The organism is Streptomyces sp. NPDC059832, from assembly GCF_042731715.1.
In the GTDB taxonomy this organism is placed as follows: domain Bacteria; phylum Actinomycetota; class Actinomycetes; order Streptomycetales; family Streptomycetaceae; genus Streptomyces.
The window spans coordinates 70842-87396 of sequence record NZ_JBHWIY010000007.1 but is presented as its reverse complement, the minus strand read 5'-3'; the positions used below and the strand labels follow the sequence as shown (position 1 = coordinate 87396).

The following is a 16555-nucleotide window of genomic DNA, read 5'->3' as shown; positions in this document are numbered from 1 at the left end:
ACATGTCCCTGTCCGCGCGGCCCGCGTTCCGGGACATCAATGTCCTGCGCTGGCTCACCGCGTATACGGCTTCGGTCACGGGCGACGTCGTGTACTTTCTCGCCCTGTCCTGGGCTGCCACTCGCGTCGGCGGGCCGCCGCAGGTGGGTCTGGTGGTCGCGGCCGGGGCGCTTCCCCGCGCGGTGCTCATGCTCGGCGGGGGCGTAGTGGCCGACCGGTTCGGGCCGCGCCGGGTTGCCGTCTTCAGCGACGCGATCCGCTGCGCGGTGATCCTCGCCGTGGCTGCGGCGGTTGTGCCGGCGTCCCCGAGCGTGTGGCTGCTGGTCGCGGTCGCGTTGGTCTTCGGCGTGGTCGACGCGGTGTTCATGCCGGCGGTGGGTGCGCTTCCGCCGCGCATCACGGCGCCTGAGCAACTCGCCCGGGTCCAGGGGATGCGCGGGCTGTCGATCCGGCTGAGCAACGCCGTCGGCCCCCTTCTGGCGGGATCCGTGCTGGTGATCGGTGGTGCGGCCGGTGCGTTCACGGTCGCAGGCGTTCTTTTCGCCGTCTCGCTCGTCGTTCTGCTCACGGTGCGCATCACAGCCGAGGCCGAGGCGGTGTCTCAACGTGCGTCCGCCTGGCGCGAGTTGATTGACGGCCTGCGATATGTCCGCCGCCACCGGATGCTCGCACCACTGGTCGCGGTGATCGGGCTGAGCGAGATGTGCTTCAGCGGTCCGGTCGCCACCGGCCTGGTTCTCCTGGCGGACGAACGCGGCTGGGGCGCCTCGGGCATGGGATGGGTCGCGAGCGCATTCAGCATCGGAGCGGCGGCCGCCGCGTTGCTGCTCACCGTGTCGCCCCGGATACCGCGCGCCGGACTGACGATGTCCGGCGCGTTGCTCGGCACCGCCGCGGGGGCGGCCGCCCTGGGGCACGCTCCCTCACTGCCCACCGCCGTGCTGTTCAGCGCCTTGATCGGCCTGACCAGCGGGTTCACCACAACCGTGACCGGTGCCCTGATCCAGACGGAGACCGACCCCCGATACCTCGGCCGGGTCACCTCGGTCACGACCTTGTGCACGCTCGGCCTCGCACCCGCACTCTTTCCGGTCGTCGGCGTCACCGTGGCCCTGTGGGGAGCGGACGTGTTCTTCGCCGGATGCGGCGCGATCTGCCTGCTCGCCGCGGCGCTCGGCCTGTCTGTGCCCGTGCTGCGACGCGCCGAACTCCGGCCGCCCAAGTCCGTGACACCGGCGGGACGGTGACCATCCGACCCTCTCGTCCCGCACGGCCGGGCCGGCGCGCAGCCCCGGAAAGGCCGCCGCGGTCGTACGCGAGTGCTCCACGCGACCTCGCGTGCCCCGGGGGCTACACCGACGGCAGGAGCGCCAGAGCCTGCTTCGCGTTGTGCCCGGCGACGCCGAGCATGAACGCCCGGTCGGGAAAGTCACCGTCGAGGAGGCGCAGTGGACCGGCCACCAGCGACAGACGCATCGCGAGCATGTAGAGGTCGAGCCGCTGCGGATCGAGACCGGGCCGGGCCAGCGCGGTGTACCGCTCGCCGAAGCGGAGCCGGAGGAAGACGTGCTCCCACTCGATGTCGAAGTACATCAGGTCCTCGATGTCGATCAGGACGGGGCGCCCTTCGGCGTCGATCAGGACATGGTCGGGCCCGAGTTCTCCGTGGATCAGTCCGTATTCCGTGCGAGGACTCACCCGGTCGGCCAACTCCCGCAGACGGTCGCGCAGCGCGGCGCCGGCCGTCGCGATGCTGCCGTCGCGGCCCGCCGCCTCCTCAAGGTCCCGCAGGGCGCGGTCGAGCACCCGCCGCTCGCACGAGACCTCGGACACGCCGTCGCCCCGCCCCAGCAGATCCACCTTGCCGTAGTGCCGGGCCCGGTCCCGGTGCATCACCTCAAGCATTTCGGCGAGGTCGCCCAGGGCCCCGGCGGCGCGCCCCGGGTCGGCTTCGAAGAGTGCTTCGAGCGTGCCGCCGGAGACGTCCTCGACCACGGCGACGTCCGCCGGGAAGCGGCGCCGGCTGTCATCCGCCAGGAGCACCCGCGGAGTCCGTGCCCCGAGACTTTCCAGAGTCCGTCGTGCGGTCAGGAACGGAACCATCCCGGAGGCGGGTGCGAACGGGTCGGCCGGATCGGTCTCTCGCGCGTCTGGCCAGAAGTTCTCGGCCTCGGCCCAGCTGTAGACGATCACACTCTCTGTACGGGGTCCGTCGAGGCGGACCCGGTACACGCCTTTCTTGCTTCCCCCGCGCAGCCGGTCCACCGCGACAACGCGGCGTCCCGTTCCCAGCGCATCATGCACGAGTTCCGACAGGTCTTCGATCTCCGCGAATTGCCGCATCGGCAGAACCTACAGAAGACGGCGCCGCGTCTGCCACTGGGTACATTTAGCCGCCACCGAGCTCTCCGGTCCCGTGGTTCATCGACGTTCCCGTAGTGCGTCGGCACCGCGTGCGGCCGGCCCGTCGCCCCGTGGACCGGACTGCTCGGCCCCCTCCGCATGACGGCCCGGGTCCTGGTCCACCCGGCTGTCGGCGCCAGCGTTCCTGCCCGCCCGGTCCTGGGGACCAGGCTCTCGGTCGTCGGCCTTCCGGTGCGGTCGGTCTCCCATGTGCTCTCCTTCGTACGCGTACGGGCAAGGCGGGTTCGTAGCCCGATCAGGCATTCCACCAGCAGGAACCGCCGATGGCGGTCACCATGGCGCAGCAGGAACAGGCGAGCCCCGACGTCCAGAAGCGCGTCCAGGACAGCTTCGACCGCCAGGGCCTCATGACCCACCTCGGTGCACGCATGACCCACATCAGCCCCGGCCGGGTCCACATCGAGCTCCCGTCCCGTCCCGAGGTGACCCAGCAGCACGGCTACGTCCACGCGGGCGCCACCAGCGCCATCGCGGACAGCGCCGGCGGTTATGCGGCGCTCACACTGTTCCCCGAGGAGTCCGAGGTCCTCACCGTCGGGTACAAGATCAACCTCCTCGCGCCCGCCGCGGGTGACCACATCGAAGCGATCGGGACTGTTCTGAAGTCCGGACGCACCCTGACCGTATGCCAGTTGGAGGTGTACGGCGTCCGGGCCGGCGGCGATCGGAAGCTCGTCGCCAACGGCCGGCAGACTCTGATCCGCGTGAACAGGCCCGCGGAGTGACCCCGCAGCCCGCCGACAGCAGGTGGACGCGAGAGCGATCCGGCGCTCCTCGTGGCCGATGTGGAGCCGGCCGGGCGATTTCCGGCGCTCACGTCGGCGGACGGACCGGGACGATGGCACTCAGCCCTTGATCAGCGGGTCATAGGGCTCGTCCTCCGCCGTGAAGACCAGGATGAAGTCCTTGCCCGTCCCGGTGGCGACCTGGTGCAGGCGAGCCAGGACCGCGGCTTCGCTGGGCAGGGCGAGGCCGAGAGCCTCGGCCGCACGGTCCCGTCGAGCTGTCAGGTCGGGCATGTCCTCCCGGTACTCGGCGGCCAGCTCGCAGCTCTCCTCCTCGGTGAACGCGCGGCAGTCGCGCCACCAGGGCGCGACCAGGAGGAGCCGCAGCAGCTCCGGCAAGCCGATCGCGACCAGAGCGGCGCCGCCTTCGGAGTCCGCGTACAGGACGGGACGCTCCTCGCCGCCATCGCCGCAGAAGAAGTACGTGCCCCCGCTCCATCACCCGCGAAGCCCTCCAACGCCTCGCCCGACGCGAGGTGGACGTTCTCGACATGGTCCCCCCGATCGAGGTCGAAGTCGCCCGGCCAGGCCAGGAAGCGGGCGGCCTCGTCGTGTTCGACGATGGCGGTGATCAGCGAGTGCATGCGCCGAACCATAGCCTCGATCCACCGACGTGGTGTGAAAGTGATCTCCTGGTGAACTTCGGCCGGGCCCTGGGCCGGGAGCCGGCTGTGGGCCGGACGGGGAAGAGCTCGGCCCGATCAACCCCCTCGCGGCCGTCGGCGGCGAGAACCCGCACCGCTCGGACCATGAATACGCCGCACCGTTCGCACCGTCGCACCCCAACCAGCAGTTTCCCAGGGCGCGTTGAGGCGATCCTGCCGACTGCTACGACGGGGGTGTGTGGATATCGATGTCGGTGATGAGGCTCCCGCCGTCCGTGTCAAGGATTCCGCACAGGCGGTTGACCGGCGTGTACAGGGGCCTGGCATCGGATTCGATGCCGTCTTCGTCCTCGAAGTCGAAGAGCCGGTCGAACGGCACGGTGACGAACGGCCACACGGCCGGGTCGGCCGTGGCGGAGTCGGGGTGGAACTGCCACCGGGTGCCACAGGTGCGGTTGTGGACCTCGCCGACATACCAGGCGGCTGTCTGGAGGAAGTCGCTGCCGCGTTCCTCCCATGCCTGGTCACTGCTGGTGTAGCGGGAGCGGACGAGGGCCTCCAGGCGATCGAGCGAGGCGGGGGTGAAGTCCCAGTCCCCGTCGTGCTGTTGGGCCCAAGCGGGAAACTCCTGCTGCTGGATCTGGAGCCAGGCGTCCAGGACGGGGTTGCTGGAGCGGATCCGGTCCAGCTCGGCCAGCTCCTGGTACTCGTCCTCGGTCATCTCCATACCGGCCGACCCTACTCGGTGTCCCCGCCGGTGCGGCAACGGCCCGCGTGTCGCGGCGCCAATCAGGTTGCATTCAAAAAGAGTTGAGGTACAGACTGCCTCGTTGGCGGTGTCATGTCACGGGGGGCTCACACCGCTCTCAAGTGTCCCCCAAGCCCCCTCAGGTAAGGGACAAAGAGTTGAAATCCATACGTTTACGCGTGAGGGCGCGCCTGTCGTCCGCTGTCGCGGTCGCCGCCGCGGCGACTCTCACGCTCACCGGCCTGCCGGGCCTCACCTCCAGTGCGGATGCCGCGCCGGCCAAGAAGCCGCCGAACCCGGGGATGCTGTGCCGGGACTACTTCGACCTGGCCGAGGATCTCCAGGCCATCGTGGATCTGCCCGACGCGGATGCCGACGCCTCGCGGGCCAAGTCCCAGTGGGACACCTACGAGTACGAGAACCCGGGCAAGAAGTGGGACGGCCTCGGTCCGCCGTCCGAGGAGGACGTCAAACGGCTGGAGAAGGAGGCCAAGGAGCCTCCGAAGTCCCGGGCGGTCGACCGGGTGTGGTGGAAGTGGATCAGGGCCAGCAAGAAGAACCCGAAGGCCTACGGTGACTTCACCTACTGGCGCGACATCATCCTGATCAAGAACGCCGGAAACGACCCGCGCGGCAAGGCGTTCGAGAAGAAGATCATCAAGGATCACGGGCTCGTCGGCGACGACTGGATCTGCCAGAAGGAGTTCGACTTCACCGACCCCGACACCGGCGAGACCCACCGGCGTCAGGCGGACGCCTGGAACAAGAAGACCGGGGAGGCGCTGGAGATCAAGTCCAACGGGCGCCCGGACCCCAAGCAGAAGCCCGGCGACATCGCCTGGTCCAAGCAGGAGAAGAGCCCGGTCAAGTCGCTGAAGTACGTCTTCGCCGAGCCGCAGGAGGAGGCCGCCAAGAAGCACCTGAGCGAACTGAAGAAGAACGCCCCGGGCAAGGTCACCGAGTACAACTACCGCTCCCGGAAGGTCGAGTTGGCCCCGAGCGGCGGCGTGCGGGACAAGACGACCACGATGCAGCCCCCGGGTTCCAAGGGTGTCACCGGCGGCGGCGCGCAGGACCTGATCCGCGAGTCGCGCCCGAACCCGAAGGCCATGAAGGAGTTCCTGGACCGCAAGAACGCGGCCGACCCCAACCGGCTCCAGCCCAAGGGGCCCGGCGGGGTGGACTTCACCACGCTGGAGCTGCGGTACATCGGCAAGCCGGTCAAGGGCAAAGGCGTCGACTACAGCTTCTCCGCCAAGGAAGTCCCCGAGGACACCGCCGGCTGGGGAGGCAAGGAGAAGGCGCAGCTCATCAATGACGCGTTCTTCACCTGGCTCGCCCTGACCCCGGAGAAGTTCTGGGTCAACCTCAACCCGGACCAGCCCGACAAGATCATGGACAGCGCGTTCGGGAAGACCGACGCCGGCCGGACCCTGCTGGAGGCCGACCTGGAGCTGAAGAGGGACTTCGCCGATGCGATGAACCCGACGAAGCGCCCGGAGGCCGACGAGTACTGGAAGTCGCTGCCCCGCAACTCCGAGGGCGTCCCCTGCTGGTTCCAGGTCCGCAACTGGATCGAGCCGGACACCGCGGTCGTCCGCGAGGAGAACGGCGGCATCCACATCCTGGATACGCCGCTGAAGGTCAAGGCCCAGTACCTGAAGATCGACAACATGCCGGGCGACCCGTACCTGTGCGAGTTCAACGAGGCCGAGAAGAAGGCCACCGAGGACCGCATGAACCGGCTGATCATGCCCGAGGTCGAAAGGCGCGTGAACAACGACGCGCGCTACGCCGACCTGCGTCGCGTCTACACGGCCCGGGTGGCGGCGGAGTTCATCCGCCAGCAGGACGCCAAGACCCCCACCGATTACCACAAGGTGATCAACAGCAACGACGTCTCCTCGTGGCCGCTGCGCGGGGAGAACAAGGACTGGACGCGGGAGAAGGTGTACCAGGCGTACCTGAAGTCGCTGCGTGAAGGCGAACAGCAGTGGGAGCACGACGCCGGCGGCGGCCGTTACACCATGAGTGTGGGCGGAGTGGACTTCTCCAAGCAGCCCAAGCGGAACATGGCCAAGCAGCGCTTCGACACCGAGCACCGCTATCTCCCTCGCGAGACGAAGTCATCGGTGCGCACGCTGACGGACAACGCCAAGGACGGCGACGCGAACCTCTTGCTCTTGGGCGGCAACACCGTCTCCTCCGACATCTCCAGCGGCGGCGACACCCCGGGACCGGACCCGAAGCCGACTCCCACGCCGACCAAGCCGGGTGAGCCGACGGGTAAGCCCACCGACCCCGGCACGCCCCCGGCCACCGGCGGCAACGGCGGCGGCACGGGCGGGAAGGATCCGGAAGGCGACCTCGCCGACACCGGCTCCAGCGCGCCGGTCGGACTGATCGCCGGACTCGCCGCAGCCCTCGCGGCCGTCGGCGGCGGCCTGGTGTGGTGGAAGCGCCGCCGCACCGCCGACCAGGAGTAATGTGACCGCAGCGCTCATTTGACGGCTTCGGCCCCGCACCCTATGACCGGGTGCGGGGCCGAAGTCGTCCATCGGTTCACTCCCGTCAGCGCGGGGTCGAGGTCCGTGCCGGTGGCGGTGGGCCGGAGGCCGAGGTCGACATGGGCGGTGAAGGCGAGCCCGCCGCCGGGAAGCAGCGGGGAGAGCCGGTAGGCGAGATGCTCACCGGGGCGTACGTCCTCGACGGCTCCCTCCGCGCGCCCGGCGACCGGGTCGGAGCCGTCCACGTCCTCCGCATCGCGGTACTCCTGGACGATCAGCCCACCCGGTCGCGCCTCGAAGACGAGCTCGGAGACGCGGAGGTCGTCCGGCGTCCACCACCGAGCGAGCAGCGAGGCCTCGGTCAGGTGACGCCAGACCAGCTCGGGGTGCCCTGCCAGCGACCGGTGGAACCTGAACGAACGGCCGTCGGCCCACCCCGACTCCTGTGCGGCGAGCCGCTCCGTGCGGAGGCTGAGCCCGTAGCGGTCGTAGGTCGCTTGCGGGCCACAGGCCTGGTCCGCGGTGTCGGCGAGCAGGGTGAGCGCAGCCGCCAGGTCGCGCAGGGCGGCGGGCCGGAGCGCGTAGACGCGGCGCTGGCCGGTGCGCTGCGAGGTGACGATGCCGGCGCGCTCAAGGGTCTGCAGGTGCTTGGGCGTCTGCGGCTGGCGCGATCCGGCCAGCTGGGCGAGGACACCGACCGGGCGCGGCCGCTCGGCCAGCAGGCTCACGAGCCGCCGGCGCGCCGGGTCGGCCAGTGCGGTGAGGAGTGCGTCCAAGGCAGTGAGTGTTCCTGGGAAGGAATATTCGCGTCCAGGGATATGCCGCTATTCCGTTGAGCAACTTCCTTGCCGGGCCCGCTCGATGTCGGCTGTCGGATAGGGCGTCCGCTTGCTCTCGGTAAGCAGGCGCCGATGGAACCCGTCCAGGACTTCGGCAGTCCGGGCGTGCCGGTCGATGATCGTGGCGATCACGGGCGCGACGCCCTCGGGCCTCTCGCCCGCGATCCAGCTGTGCAGAAACGCCCCGTGATCCACACTGCCGCGCAGGTTGTCGGGCAGATGGTGCCGGAGCAGATGGTTCGCGATGTAGTGGCCGTCATAGGCGAGATGGACGGAGAGGAACTCCGCCTCGATCCGCGAGAGTTCGAACCTTGCGCTCAGGGCGAGGCCGAAGTCCGCGAAGTAGATCGACCGGCCGTCGGTCAGGACATTGTGGAAATGGGCATCGAAGTGGACGAGCCCGCGGGATCTCATGAAGTCGGCTCCGCGCATCAGGGCTTCCTCCGCCCACGCGTATCTCGGGCCGTATTCGCCTTCCGGCGCGGCCGCCCTGTGGCCGCTGAGCCACGCGGCGAGCGTGTGCGGCACGTGTTCCAGGAAGATCACAAGACTGGTGGAGGACCGGCCGATGGCCTCCAGCCGCTCACGCACGGCTGGCGAGCCCTCCCAGTGTGCGACCGCCCCGTCGATACCCCCGAATTCGTCGGCGAATCCCTGGCGAGGGGAGTCCGGCAGGACCCGCCAGTGGTACATCAGCGGAAAGCTGTCGTGCTCGCCGCCGAGGACCCAGTCAGTGGTCATCGTGTGCACGGCCAGCTCCCGCCAGGCTCCGAACCCGGATGAGCCCACCCCGTACTGATAGAAGGTCGGCAGCCCGAAGACGTTCGCCGTCGACCGTACGTTCTCCGGCCGCATCTCGATGTCCGTCAGAGGGACCCGTTTGACGAAGATCCTGGCCCCACCGACTTCCAGCTCCGCGGACCTGCCCCCGATGCCGGACCCGAGCGGGGTGGCCGCGGCCACGACTTCGCCGAGCCGACGGTCGCTCAGCAACGACAAGTGAGTGGATACGGATCCGTATGTGGCCAGGCGTGCGGCACGCTGCGGGCCGGAACGGTCCATGAACGACTCCTCGATGCCCGAATGCCCACACCAGCGGTCCCGCCGACGCGGCCGATTCTATCCAGGGCAGCCGCCCGGCATTCCGGGCACTCGATGCGTCAGCCCGATGAACCCAATGAGAACTGTTCCGTCGATACTGGACAGTTACAACTGAAGGATTTGGGTTGGGGCATGGCCAACAAGACCCAGAGCGCATCCGCGTTCGCCGTCCGTGCCGCGCGGGCCGTCCAGGTGACCGTCGGCCGCCTGCGCCGCCGCATCCGAAGTGTGAACGACGCCGCGGACCTCACCCTCTCCCAGGCCTCCGTCCTCGCCCGGCTCTCCAAGAACGGGCCCGCTACGGCGAGTGATCTCGCTGCCGTGGAAGGCGTACGCCCGCAATCCATGGCCACCACGGTCGCGGCGCTCTCCCGCCTCGGGCTCGTGGAACGCCACCCCGATTCCGAGGACGGCCGCAAGCAGCGCGTCACCCTCACCGCTCCCGGCCGTGAACGCGCCGAGGGCGACCGGGCGGCCCGTCATGCCTGGCTGTCCCGTGCACTGGAGGAACGCTGCACGGCGGACGAGCGGCGGACGGTCGTGGAGGCGATGGCCGTCCTGGAAGGCTGATCGAGCCATGAGCGAGGGCGAGCCCTCCATACCCGCCGGCGCGGCGCCTCGCGGGGGCGACGGCGCGCGGGGCGACCCGGGAGGCCGCTTCGACCGACGCCTGATACCCCCGATGAACCTCGGGTCGGTCCTCAATCCGATCAACTCGACGATCAACGCTGTCGTACTCTGCCCGGCGGCCTGCGGGCATCGCCGCGCGCCTCGACCTCCCGGGCATCGGCCTGTTCGCGGCGATGCTCGTCACCCTGCTGCTGTTCCTGATGAACCTGGGCGTCGAGTCGCTGTACCTCCTCGCGATGGCCGTCGCGGCGGCCCTCGCGTTCGCCTGGCGCGAGCTGCGCGCCCGCGAGCCCTTCATCGACCTGCGGGTGCTCGCGCGAACGCACCCCTGCTCGCCACATACGGGCGCGGTCTGGTGGCGTACGTCGTTTCCTACGCCTTCTTCTACGGCTTCACCCAGTGGGTGGAAGAAGACCGCGGACTTTTCGCCTCCGAGGCCGGACTCGTGCAGCTGCCGATGTTTGCGCCGGCCATCGTCGTCTCGACGCTCACCGGTCGCCGCGAGGCCGTACAGGGCAAAATCGTCGGCGCCGTCGGCCAGATCGTCGCATGCGCGCTGATGCTGTCCCTGCACGCGAGCAGCCCGGTCCGGATGCTGCTCGTCGTTGCTCTGGTGTTCGGTGTGCCGCAGGGGCTCAACATCCTCGCTCTGCAGAACTCGTTGTACCGGCAGGCCGATCCGGAGCGCATGGGTGACTCGTCCGGGCTGCTGCGCACCTTCTCCTACATGGGTTCGATGGTCGCGTCCGCCGCATCGGCGCTCGCCCTCGGCCGGCACGCCGGCACCGGCGGCATGCACCAGCTGGCCTGGGTGATGCTCGGTGCGGCCGTGCTGTACCTGCTGATCACCCTTGCCGACCGCAGCCTGTACTCACTCGCTGCCCACGACGCAAGCCTGACGGGGCACCCGGCCGTGTCGTCTCCATGAGACCGCATGGTGGCCTGGGCGCGGACGACAGCGGCCGGCTGCGGCTGTCGCCCGCTCCAAGCGCTGAATACCCGCAGGATCAGGCGGAATAGCCCTTCGGCGGTATCAGGGTGGCGAGTTGGTCGAAGGAGAGCCAGTAGATCTGATTGCCGCTGAAGGATGCCGGGTCGGCGATGAGGACGGTGCGGTTCGCGTCGTCGTACCCGATGACCGTGAAGTAGTGGTAGATCGTCTGGTCCGACGGATAGCCGGGCGGCTGGTTCCCCGGCGGAGCGACGATGTTCGTCACCAGCGGGTAATTGTTGTCGATGTCCAGGACGATGTCGTTCCACAGCAGGTCGCGCTGGGCCTGGGTGGGTGGATCGTTCGGCATCTCCTTGGTCTCGTACCAGCCGGTCCCGAGGTTCGCGTTGAGCACGCCCGTCACCTGGCTGATGTGATCGGTGCCTGCCTCGGTCGTGCCGAGCTGCCGGGCCAGATCCGCCTGGCCGGGCGGGGCGATGCGCGCCGACAGTGCGATACGGGTCGCGGCGGGACCGCACCAGTAGCCGGTCTCCTGCACCTGGTAGTCGATCGACAGCGTGTGCGCGCTCGCCGTTTCCACACCACCGACCCGCAGGCGCGTGCCCGGATCGTGGTCTCCGCTGATGACCGGCGTCCCGGCCTTCGAACCGTGGGCGAGTACCGGCACCGAACCGGGGCGGGCGGCTTCCGCCTGGGCCGCGGCCGGGGCGACGAGCGTGCCGGCGGCGGCCAGGACGACTGCCGCGGCGAGGAATCTCTTGCGCATCGGGGCTCCTGATGGGAGGGGTGTGGGGGGAGTGGGGTGCGAAGTGCGGCGGGTGCGCAGGGCGCGGAGTGCGTTGCACACCCGTACCGCGTGCGTGGCCCGTGCCGCGTGCACGGTGAGGTACGGGATGCCCGTGGCCGACGAGGGATCAGGGGATCGGCGGGACGGAGGGGCTTTCGCGGGCGAGCAGGTCGCGGGCGAACGCTTCCCACTGCGCGTAACGGTCGGGATAGGCCGAGACCTGTACGGCCTGGCACACCTCGCCCGGTGGCATCGTCTCCCAGCCGTCGACCTGGATCAGCCCTGGGTTGCTGCCGAAGGGAGCCACACCGTAGAAGGATTTCGACGACGTGGCGACATCGGTGATCTGCTCAGGAGTGCCCCAGCCGGTGCTGGGACGTTGCTGGAAGATACCCAGGGAGTCGTGGTCCACCGGCGTCAGGTAGTTGACGAACTTCGACTCCTGCATGGCCGTCATCAGCGCGATGACCTGCCCCTGTTCGGGAATTCCCGCTCCCTTGCCGACACCGATGACGGTGCGCGCGTTGGCGAGCTCCTCGGGTCCGAGATCCGTGGCCGTGCGGAATGTCCGGAGCAGTTCGGCGTCGGACGAGTGTCGGAGGGCCGCTGCGGTCGCGCCGTCGACCTGTCCGCTGGCGGGCAGCCCGTGACGCTCCTGGAACGATGCCACGCCATGACCGGAGTCCGACTCCCCGCTCGTGGCCGCGGCGGCGGCACGCGGTAGGGGGGAGGCCTGGGCCACCCCGGGTGCGGTGAACAGTGTGCCGGCAACGGCGACCGAGGCGGCTGCGGTGCGGCCGAAGGCAGTGCGCAATGCCACTGCTTCATCTCCTTCGTGGGGTCGTCGCCCCGCCCATCCGCCCCACGCGTGGCCCGTTCTGTTCAGGGGCCTTGGTGTCGCGGCATCGCTCGGCACCTCCGCTACGGCGAGGTACCTCGAAGACGCACTGGGGATGCGCCGTTGGGAAACCGGGCCATGGGCAGGTGACGGCGAAGGAGCGTGGGGGGAAGCGGTGGGGGAGAGACGGTGGGGGGGTGGGGGGATGCGTGTGCGACAGCTCGCCTCAGCATCCTTTCGTGCCCATGACAGGCGCAAGCCCCGAAAGCCCAGGCTTACCGCTCGGTGCCGGGCGGCGCCGGCCGGTCCTCCGGGCGGGGCGTTCCGCCGCGCTCGCAACTACGCAGCAGCGCACGCCCTTCCGCGGTCGCGACGTGCAACGACCTCCCGTCCCGGCGGACCGTGGTCACCAGGCCGGCCGCGCGCAACACCTTCATGTGCTGGCTGATCGCCGGGTGCGTCACCCCGAGGAGACGGGCCAGGCCGACCGTGGAGGAGCCGGTCCGCACCGCTTGGAGAACGGCGGCACGTGTATGCCCGAGCAGTGCCCCCGGCACGCCGCTATCGGCTCGTTCCGGGGATGCGGGGCGGATCCAGTCCGTCGCGTGGTCGATCGGATACACCAGAACGGGGGGCAGTTCACCGTCGGCGAGCGTGATGGGCGTGGGCCAGCAGAAGAAGGAAGGCTGAAGTGTGAGCCCGCGGCCGTCGAGGCGGAGGTGATGGTCCACGGGGTAGTCGGCTTCGAGCACCGGTGGCCGCCAGCGCAGCCGCGGCCCGAGACTGGCCAACAGGCCCTCCGTACCGCCGTCGAGCAGTCTGTGCAGACGGACGATGCGGTCGGCATCGATGTGGGCATGGATGCGCGGCCAGAACGGGGCCAGCGCTTCCTGGTGGTACGTGCCCAGGGCGTGCCCCAGTCGCAGGAGAATGTCACCGTCCCCACCCGCCAGCGCGTCCGTCCAGCCCGGAAGCCGACGTGAAGCGGCGACCCGTGCCAGATCCCTGCGCAGCCGCGGACCAGGGGTACGCACCAGTGTGTCGACCGCCGACTGGAACGTCTCGCCGCCGCCCCGGGTAGGAGTGAGGAAATCCGGAGAACAGCCGTGAGGCGGCAGCAGCGCCGACAGGAACCGGCAACTGCCCGGGAGGCGCGGCCGGACCCACCGGCGCCATTCGCCGAACACTCCTTCTCCGTCGCGCCGTTGAAGTGTCTGCACACTGTTGCTGATCTCCCACAGATGATCCGGCCCCGAGGCGACGCGTACCCGCCCCAGGTCCTCGGACGTGAAGTACACCCGCAACACGACCAGTCCACCCCCGTACCCGACTCCATGGACACTCCGACCGACCGGAGCTGGGCTCCAGACGATCCCCGCACGGCAGTCTCTGTCAAGACGCTCGGCCCGCGCGCACGCCCCGTTCCGGGGTCCGCCCCTGGTACGGCCTGCCGCACATCACAACGGTCGGGGAGGTGAGCACCGTCCCGGGTCCCGCCGCCGACCGCCGTTGTCAGTGGCGTCCGGCAGACTTGCGATCATGTTCACAGGGATCGAAGGCCTCGACTGGGCGTCCATGGGCCATGCGTACGGCGATGCTTCGGACGTGCCGGGCCTGCTGCGGGGGCTGGCGTCCGCCGACGCGACCGAACGGGAGATCGCGCTCGACGGCATGCACGGTGCGGTGCACCACCAGGGGGACGTGTACGACAGCACCGTCGCGTGCATCCCGTTCCTGTTCGAACTGGTCACCACGGCCGGTCTGCCGGGGCGGGGCGGGATCGTCGAACTGCTCCGCAGCATCGACGGCGACGGCCGCGCCGTGGAGGAGATGTACTTCGAGTCCGACGACGAGGACGAGTACGCCGCCTCGGCCCGCAACCTCGCCCGAGCGGAGTCGGACACCCGGGCGCGCAGCGGACCGCTGCTGGACCTCCTCGACGACCCGGACGCAAGCCTGCGGCAGCAACTCCCGGGCGCACTCGTGCAGTTGCACGACGACCGGAGAGCGGTACTCACGGCGCTGCGCCGGCGGCTCACGATCGAGCAGGACCCGCGCGTGCTGCGGGCGCTGGCAGCCGCACTGGGCGAACTGGGCGTCCGTAACGCGGAGCTCGCGCCTCAGGCGGCGGACGCCCTGACCGCCCTCGCGCTCCCCGACACCGGCCGGACCGAACCGGGGCTGCGACTGGCGGCCCTGGTGCAGCTCGCGCGCTGCGCCCCCGGCCGGCTGCCGGAGCGGACCGTGGAGATGGCCGTCGACGTGATGCGGGAGGCACGGGAGGCGGAGGAGGAGGGCGCGGCGCGCGAGGACGGGGTGCCCGCCCCGGAGACGCCGACGATGATCTCGTACCTGCGTCGGCTCAAGGCATCGCATCGAGGCTCGGTGAAGGCTCCCTGGGCGACCGACCTGCTCAGGGAACTGCACTACGCCCTGGAGGACCGGGTCGCCGAACGATTCGCGCTGCTGGAGGACCAGTTGCGCAGTCCCGACTGGGGCCAGCGGCGCGAGGCGATCGACATGAGCGGTCTGCTCCTGACGGGATGGCGGGGCCCGCACGAGGAGCCCGTGCGGCTCCTGGGCGAGCAGCTCCGGGAGGCCGAGCCCCGCATCGCCCGGTGGGCGGCCGCGGAGCTGGAGTGGCTGTACGCCATCGGCGGCCCGGCGGCCGGTTCACTGGCCGAACGGGTGGCGGCCGGGCCGGGTTCCCCCACCCAGGCGCAGTGGAACGAGACTTCCTACGGGGCGGCGCTGAGCGCGCTCGCGGCGCAGGGCGACGCACGCGCCGTACCCGGGCTCGCCGAGGTGCTGCGGTTCGGACACGTGCCGGAAGTACTGGGCGACTGGATCGACCGGATGGGCCGGGAGGAGGCCGTCGCGCTGCTGCCCGTACTGGTCCGACGGCTGTCCTGGATCGATCCCGAGGACCGGCCCGAACGCACCGGGTACCTGCTGGAGGCCGTGGCCGCCACCGGCTCGGCCGAGGCGGTGGCGCCGGTCCTCCGCCTCCTGCGAACCTCCGGGACCGGAGGGACCAGGGTGCGGGGCGCCGCGCTGCGGGCACTGGCACGTCTCGGCGCGACGGCGCAGGAGGCACTGCCGGAGCTGAGGGAACTGGTCCGGGACAGCGATCCGAGCCATCGCGTCGACGCGGCTGCGGCGTTGTGGTCGGTCGGGGGTGAGAAGGACGTCGCGCTGTCCGCGCTGTCAGAAAGCCTCAAGGCCGAGCCTTGGTTCCATCGACACGACGCGATGCGGGTGATCGCCCGCATGGGCACCGAGGCAGCCGAGCTGCTGCCCGACCTGCGCAGACTCCAGGAGTCGCCCGAGGGGAACGGCGGCTGGGTCGCGGGCACCCTCGCGGTGGCGCTGTGGCAGGCGGGAAGGGACCCGGAGGAGTCGATGCCCGCGCTGCTGCACGCGTGGTCGGAGCATCGGGACAATCGCCCCGACGTGGCCGAGGTGTGGGCGCGGATGGGGCCCGCGGCCGCCCCCACCGTCCCGCTCCTCCGCCAGGAGCTCGCCGCCGCCCGGCGCTACGACAACACGGGCGGCACGGCCCGGAGCCGCTACCGCTGCGCCAACGACGAACAACTGCTGCGGCACGGCCGCGCCGTGATCGAGCAGTGCGGCGGCCGGTAGGGCGTCATCGGGCGGCCCGGGTTCGAACGACAGCGCCGCCATGTCCGCGAATGACGGTGGCAGCTCGTCCGGTCCGTGGTGCAAGGGCGATCTGCCGTCCGGGCGGGGACGGCGCTCCGAGAAGGCGTGGTACACCCGGCCGTTGATTTCGGTCAGCGCGAGGAGGGGCCCGTAGAACTCGCTCAGTTGCCGGTTGACCCGAGCGGGCCCTCCTGGCGTTGTGTCATCCGAAGGCTGTTCAGACAGGTCACGAGGTACCCGGCACATGCCAGCCCGACAGTGATGACTGCTGCACTCATGGGCCGCCCCCACCCCCACGCGCCGCCTGCGGATTCGGAGAGGGAAAACCCACGAGATGGGCGGCGGTGGCGGAGCAGGGCGGCGGCCTCCGGACAGCCGCGTGCAAGGCGGGAGGCTGCGCCACGACACCGGGCTCTCGACCAGCGTGATCCGACGGCCATCGTGGTCGCCATGTGTCGCCAGGCGCGGAGACGCCGAAGTCGGTCGGCCGAGGGTGTGTTCCACCTGGTGAGCAGGCGAAGACGACCGAATCCCGTCGAGACAGCCGCCGCCCGAGCATGCTTTAACGCGTTAATTCATCGGCCAACGGTCTTGTGGGACAAGGGTATTGACGCATTAATGACGGAGTCATACGGTGCGCACACGCTGTCCCCATCGAGCCGACGCCGGAGCGTAC

At 70.0% G+C, this 16555-nt stretch carries 13 protein-coding genes and 1 pseudogene; 6 read left to right on the top strand and 8 right to left on the bottom strand.

Annotated features, from left to right (window positions below; genetic code table 11):
• Nucleotides 1–2: 2 nt before the first annotated feature.
• The gene (locus ACFV8T_RS14610) at nt 3–1247 is read left to right on the top strand and encodes an MFS transporter (protein ID WP_385327892.1); all 1245 of its coding nucleotides are present in this window, start codon (nt 3–5) and stop codon (nt 1245–1247) included.
• A 103-nt stretch (nt 1248–1350) separates the two neighbouring features.
• On the opposite strand, the gene ACFV8T_RS14605 is transcribed toward ACFV8T_RS14610, so the two are convergent.
• The gene (locus ACFV8T_RS14605; RefSeq protein ID WP_385327497.1) at nt 1351–2343 is read right to left on the bottom strand and encodes a phosphotransferase family protein; all 993 of its coding nucleotides are present in this window, start codon (nt 2341–2343) and stop codon (nt 1351–1353) included.
• 344 nt (nt 2344–2687) lie between these two features.
• On the opposite strand from ACFV8T_RS14605, the gene ACFV8T_RS14600 reads away from it, so the two are divergent.
• A complete protein-coding gene (locus ACFV8T_RS14600) occupies nt 2688–3149 on the top strand; it encodes a PaaI family thioesterase (protein WP_385327496.1) in 462 nt (153 codons plus the stop codon).
• 120 nt (nt 3150–3269) lie between these two features.
• Here ACFV8T_RS14600 and ACFV8T_RS14595 read toward each other — a convergent pair whose 3' ends face one another.
• Nucleotides 3270–3548, bottom strand: a complete 279-nt coding sequence (locus ACFV8T_RS14595) for a hypothetical protein (protein ID WP_385327495.1) — start codon at nt 3546–3548, stop codon at nt 3270–3272.
• Nucleotides 3549–4037: 489 nt separating this feature from the next.
• Nucleotides 4038–4541: a hypothetical protein gene (locus ACFV8T_RS14590; RefSeq protein ID WP_385327493.1), complete on the bottom strand. Its 504-nt coding sequence runs from the start codon at nt 4539–4541 to the stop codon at nt 4038–4040.
• A gap of 200 nt (nt 4542–4741) precedes the next feature.
• Here ACFV8T_RS14590 and ACFV8T_RS14585 point away from each other — a divergent pair, with 200 nt between their 5' ends.
• Nucleotides 4742–7048 carry an LAETG motif-containing sortase-dependent surface protein gene (locus ACFV8T_RS14585; protein ID WP_385327492.1) on the top strand — a complete coding sequence of 769 codons (2307 nt, stop codon included), beginning with the start codon at nt 4742–4744 and terminating at the stop codon, nt 7046–7048.
• 14 nt (nt 7049–7062) lie between these two features.
• On the opposite strand, the gene ACFV8T_RS14580 is transcribed toward ACFV8T_RS14585, so the two are convergent.
• Both ACFV8T_RS14580 and ACFV8T_RS14575 read right to left on the bottom strand, forming a co-directional pair.
• Nucleotides 7063–7845 (bottom strand): metalloregulator ArsR/SmtB family transcription factor, encoded by a 783-nt coding sequence (locus ACFV8T_RS14580; protein WP_385327491.1) that lies wholly within the window; start codon nt 7843–7845, stop codon nt 7063–7065.
• Between the two features lie 48 nt (nt 7846–7893).
• Nucleotides 7894–8970, bottom strand: a complete 1077-nt coding sequence (locus ACFV8T_RS14575) for a protein kinase family protein (RefSeq protein ID WP_385327489.1) — start codon at nt 8968–8970, stop codon at nt 7894–7896.
• Between the two features lie 171 nt (nt 8971–9141).
• Here ACFV8T_RS14575 and ACFV8T_RS14570 point away from each other — a divergent pair, with 171 nt between their 5' ends.
• Nucleotides 9142–9579 (top strand): MarR family winged helix-turn-helix transcriptional regulator, encoded by a 438-nt coding sequence (locus tag ACFV8T_RS14570; RefSeq protein WP_385327487.1) that lies wholly within the window; start codon nt 9142–9144, stop codon nt 9577–9579.
• 188 nt (nt 9580–9767) lie between these two features.
• Nucleotides 9768–10567, top strand: a pseudogene (locus ACFV8T_RS14565) (MFS transporter); the annotation flags it as partial.
• A gap of 79 nt (nt 10568–10646) precedes the next feature.
• Here the strand turns inward: ACFV8T_RS14565 and ACFV8T_RS14560 are convergent.
• The 3 genes from ACFV8T_RS14560 to ACFV8T_RS14550 form a co-directional block, all read right to left on the bottom strand.
• A complete protein-coding gene (locus ACFV8T_RS14560; RefSeq protein WP_385327486.1) occupies nt 10647–11357 on the bottom strand; it encodes a C39 family peptidase in 711 nt (236 codons plus the stop codon).
• 148 nt (nt 11358–11505) lie between these two features.
• Nucleotides 11506–12198: a peptidoglycan-binding protein gene (locus ACFV8T_RS14555; protein ID WP_385327485.1), complete on the bottom strand. Its 693-nt coding sequence runs from the start codon at nt 12196–12198 to the stop codon at nt 11506–11508.
• Between the two features lie 293 nt (nt 12199–12491).
• On the bottom strand, nt 12492–13523 hold the full coding sequence (locus ACFV8T_RS14550; RefSeq protein ID WP_385327483.1) for an ArsR/SmtB family transcription factor: 1032 nt from the start codon (nt 13521–13523) through the stop codon (nt 12492–12494).
• A gap of 232 nt (nt 13524–13755) precedes the next feature.
• Here ACFV8T_RS14550 and ACFV8T_RS14545 point away from each other — a divergent pair, with 232 nt between their 5' ends.
• Nucleotides 13756–15858, top strand: coding sequence for a HEAT repeat domain-containing protein (locus ACFV8T_RS14545; protein ID WP_385327481.1), 2103 nt, complete (start codon nt 13756–13758; stop codon nt 15856–15858).
• The last annotated feature ends 697 nt before the right edge of the window (nt 15859–16555 follow it).

Coding starts and splice junctions, on each gene's coding strand:
- ACFV8T_RS14605 (WP_385327497.1), bottom strand. CDS start 2,343: ATGCGGCAATTCGCGGAGATCGAAGACCTGTCGGAACTCGTGCATGAT.
- ACFV8T_RS14575 (WP_385327489.1), bottom strand. CDS start 8,970: ATGGACCGTTCCGGCCCGCAGCGTGCCGCACGCCTGGCCACATACGGA.
- ACFV8T_RS14560 (WP_385327486.1), bottom strand. CDS start 11,357: ATGCGCAAGAGATTCCTCGCCGCGGCAGTCGTCCTGGCCGCCGCCGGC.
- ACFV8T_RS14610 (WP_385327892.1), top strand. CDS start 3: ATGTCCCTGTCCGCGCGGCCCGCGTTCCGGGACATCAATGTCCTGCGC.
- ACFV8T_RS14570 (WP_385327487.1), top strand. CDS start 9,142: ATGGCCAACAAGACCCAGAGCGCATCCGCGTTCGCCGTCCGTGCCGCG.
- ACFV8T_RS14545 (WP_385327481.1), top strand. CDS start 13,756: ATGTTCACAGGGATCGAAGGCCTCGACTGGGCGTCCATGGGCCATGCG.
- ACFV8T_RS14590 (WP_385327493.1), bottom strand. CDS start 4,541: ATGGAGATGACCGAGGACGAGTACCAGGAGCTGGCCGAGCTGGACCGG.
- ACFV8T_RS14600 (WP_385327496.1), top strand. CDS start 2,688: ATGGCGGTCACCATGGCGCAGCAGGAACAGGCGAGCCCCGACGTCCAG.